General features: G+C 64.6%; 3 protein-coding genes and 1 pseudogene. 2 read left to right on the top strand and 2 right to left on the bottom strand.

Annotated elements, in window-relative coordinates; genetic code table 11:
- Positions 1-412, bottom strand: a 412-nt coding sequence (locus tag FKP22_RS27140; protein ID WP_141291069.1) for a VanZ family protein, incomplete at its 3' end; no start/stop codon positions are given.
- Between the two features lie 13 nt (positions 413-425).
- Positions 426-866, bottom strand: coding sequence for a CopD family protein (locus FKP22_RS27135; protein ID WP_141291068.1), 441 nt, complete (start codon positions 864-866; stop codon positions 426-428).
- Between the two features lie 329 nt (positions 867-1,195).
- Here FKP22_RS27135 and hemB point away from each other — a divergent pair, with 329 nt between their 5' ends.
- Together hemB and FKP22_RS27125 are read left to right on the top strand one after the other, a co-directional pair.
- A complete protein-coding gene (hemB, locus tag FKP22_RS27130) occupies positions 1,196-2,194 on the top strand; it encodes a porphobilinogen synthase (RefSeq protein ID WP_170201119.1) in 999 nt (332 codons plus the stop codon).
- A gap of 10 nt (positions 2,195-2,204) precedes the next feature.
- A pseudogene (locus FKP22_RS27125) lies at positions 2,205-2,464 on the top strand (magnesium transporter CorA); the annotation flags it as partial.

Below are 2,464 nucleotides of genomic sequence, written 5' to 3'. Positions count from 1 at the left end.
CGGCCAGCGCCCCGGCGCTGTTCAGCGCCCAGTCCAGCCCGGACGGATAGCGCCGCGGCAGGAATTGCTGCGTCACCTCCATCGCATACGACAGCGCCGAGCCGCCCAGTACCGCCAGCAGCCAGGCCCAGCGCGCACGGCCACCGCTGCGCATCACCGCCAGGCACAGCAGGCCGCCCAGCGGCATGTAGCCCAGCAGGTTGGCCCACATGTCGAAATGGTCGCGCCAGGGCGGGAACGGCAGGCGGAACAGTTCCAGCCATCCCAGCGCGCCAGGCCAGCGCCAGTCGATGAACGGATAGAGGCTGGCGTAGACCAGCAGCCCTGTGTAGGCCGCGGCCAGCGGGATCGCGGAACTGCGATGCCGGCTGTTCGCCGCGGCAGAGGCTGGAGCTGGCAAGGGGTCGGTCAAGGCCGTGCGAACCTCAGAAAGGCTTCACCACCACCAGCAGCACGATGGCGATGAACAACAGCACCGTGACCTCGTTGAACACGCGGAACCACCGGTGGCTGCGCTTGTTGGCCATCTGCTCGAAGTCGCGCAGCAGCGCGCGGCACATGTGGTGGTAGCCAATCACCACCACCACCAAGGCCAGCTTGGCATGCAGCCAGCCATTGCCCGGGCCCTTGCCCACGCCAAAACCCAGCCACAGCCACAGGCCCAGCAGCAGCGCCGGCACCATCAGGAAACTGCAGAAGCGGTACAGCTTGCGCGCCATCAGCAGCAAACGCTCGCGCTCGGCATGGCTGTCGGCCGGCACCATCGCCAAGTTCACGAACAGCCTGGGCAGGTAGAACAACCCGGCAAACCAGCTCGCGACGAAAATCAGGTGAAACGCCTTGACCCACAGATACGCATGACTCATGCGGAGAATTATGGGCTGCGCGGAGAATGGCCTGGAAATGTCGATTGAAGAACCGGCGCAGAGATCCAGTTACCTGGCAGTTACCGGAGAAAACCGAGGCCAGAAAAGAAAGAGCCCCGGCCAGGGGCCGGGGCTGAAAAGCCTTGACGCTGTCATCACGTGAAGGCACCTGCTCAGGGAGGAAAAGCAGGGAACGCTACCCTTGCGGGCAACGCTCAGAACGAACTGTAACACTCTGTCCGCGCTGGGTACCATACAGAACCCCCGCAAAACGTCACGTTGCGCGCGAGTTGTTGCGCACACCCACCAACCTGTTACATGGCCCTGTCGTGAACCTGTCTGCCTATCCTGCCCATCGCCCGCGCCGCCTGCGCCGGGACGCCTTCAGCCGCGCCATGGTTCGTGAGCACCTGCTTACGCCGGCGGACTTCATTCTTCCGGTTTTCATTCACGAACTGCCCGGCCGCGCACCGATTTCGTCCATGCCTGGCGTGGAGCGTTTGTCGATTGATGAATTGCTGAAGGTTGGCGAACAGGCGCTGGAACTCGGAATTCCAGCGCTGGATCTGTTTCCTGTGATTACACCTTCGGCCAAGAGCCTGGATGGTGCCGAAGCCTGGAATCCGGACGGGCTGTGCCAGCGCGCGATCCGCGCACTCAAGAGCCGCTTGCCGGAACTCGGCGTGATGACCGACGTGGCGCTCGATCCATTCACCACCCACGGGCAGGACGGCATCATCGACGACTCGGGCTATGTCCTGAACGACATCTCGGTGCAGGCGCTGGTCAGGCAGTCGCTCTCGCATGCCGAGGCTGGTGCCGACATCGTCTCGCCGTCCGACATGATGGACGGCCGCATCGGCGCGATCCGCCAGGCGCTGGAAGCTGGCGGCCATGTGCACACCCGCATCATGGCGTATTCGGCCAAGTACGCCTCGGCCTTCTACGGCCCGTTCCGCGACGCGCTGGGCACGGCGGGCAACCTCGGCAAGGGCAACAAGTACACCTACCAGATCGACCCGGCCAACAGCGACGAAGCCTTGCGCGAAGTGGCGCTGGACATTGCCGAAGGCGCCGACATGGTGATGGTCAAGCCCGGCCTGCCGTACCTGGACATCGTCTACCGCGTGAAGACCGAGTTCCGCGTGCCGACCTTCGCCTACCAGGTCAGCGGCGAGTACGCGATGATCAAGGCCGCCGCCGCCAACGGCTGGCTGAACCACGACGCGGTGATGATGGAAGCGCTGCTGGCCTTCAAGCGTGCAGGCGCCGATGGCGTGCTGACCTACTTCGCGCTCGACGCGGCCCGGCTGCTGAAGGCCGGCTGAGCCAAGGCGAATGCGCATCTTCCACATCGACAACGAGCACTTCACCGAGCTCGAACAGCTGCCGACCTCGCTGCCGGCCCATGGCTACCTCTGGATCGGCAACGCCAGGCGCGAGTTCGAGGCCCGGGTCGGCGAACTGCAGCGGCACCTGCAGCACTGGACAGGCGCCGGCCTGGTCGACCTGCACGTCAGCGACCTGCTGAACAACCAGTTGCCCTCGCACTACGACGACACCTCCTGGTACGACATGCTGGTCTTCCGCAGGCTCTC

Source organism: Ideonella azotifigens (assembly GCF_006519715.1).
In the GTDB taxonomy this organism is placed as follows: Bacteria; Pseudomonadota; Gammaproteobacteria; order Burkholderiales; family Burkholderiaceae_C; genus Ideonella; species Ideonella azotifigens.
This window is presented reverse-complemented; position numbering and strand designations above follow the sequence as displayed.

Bases quoted from the DNA above. Each gene is read 5' to 3' on its own strand.
- FKP22_RS27135 (WP_141291068.1), bottom strand. From the start codon at position 866: ATGAGTCATGCGTATCTGTGGGTCAAGGCGTTTCACCTGATTTTCGTC.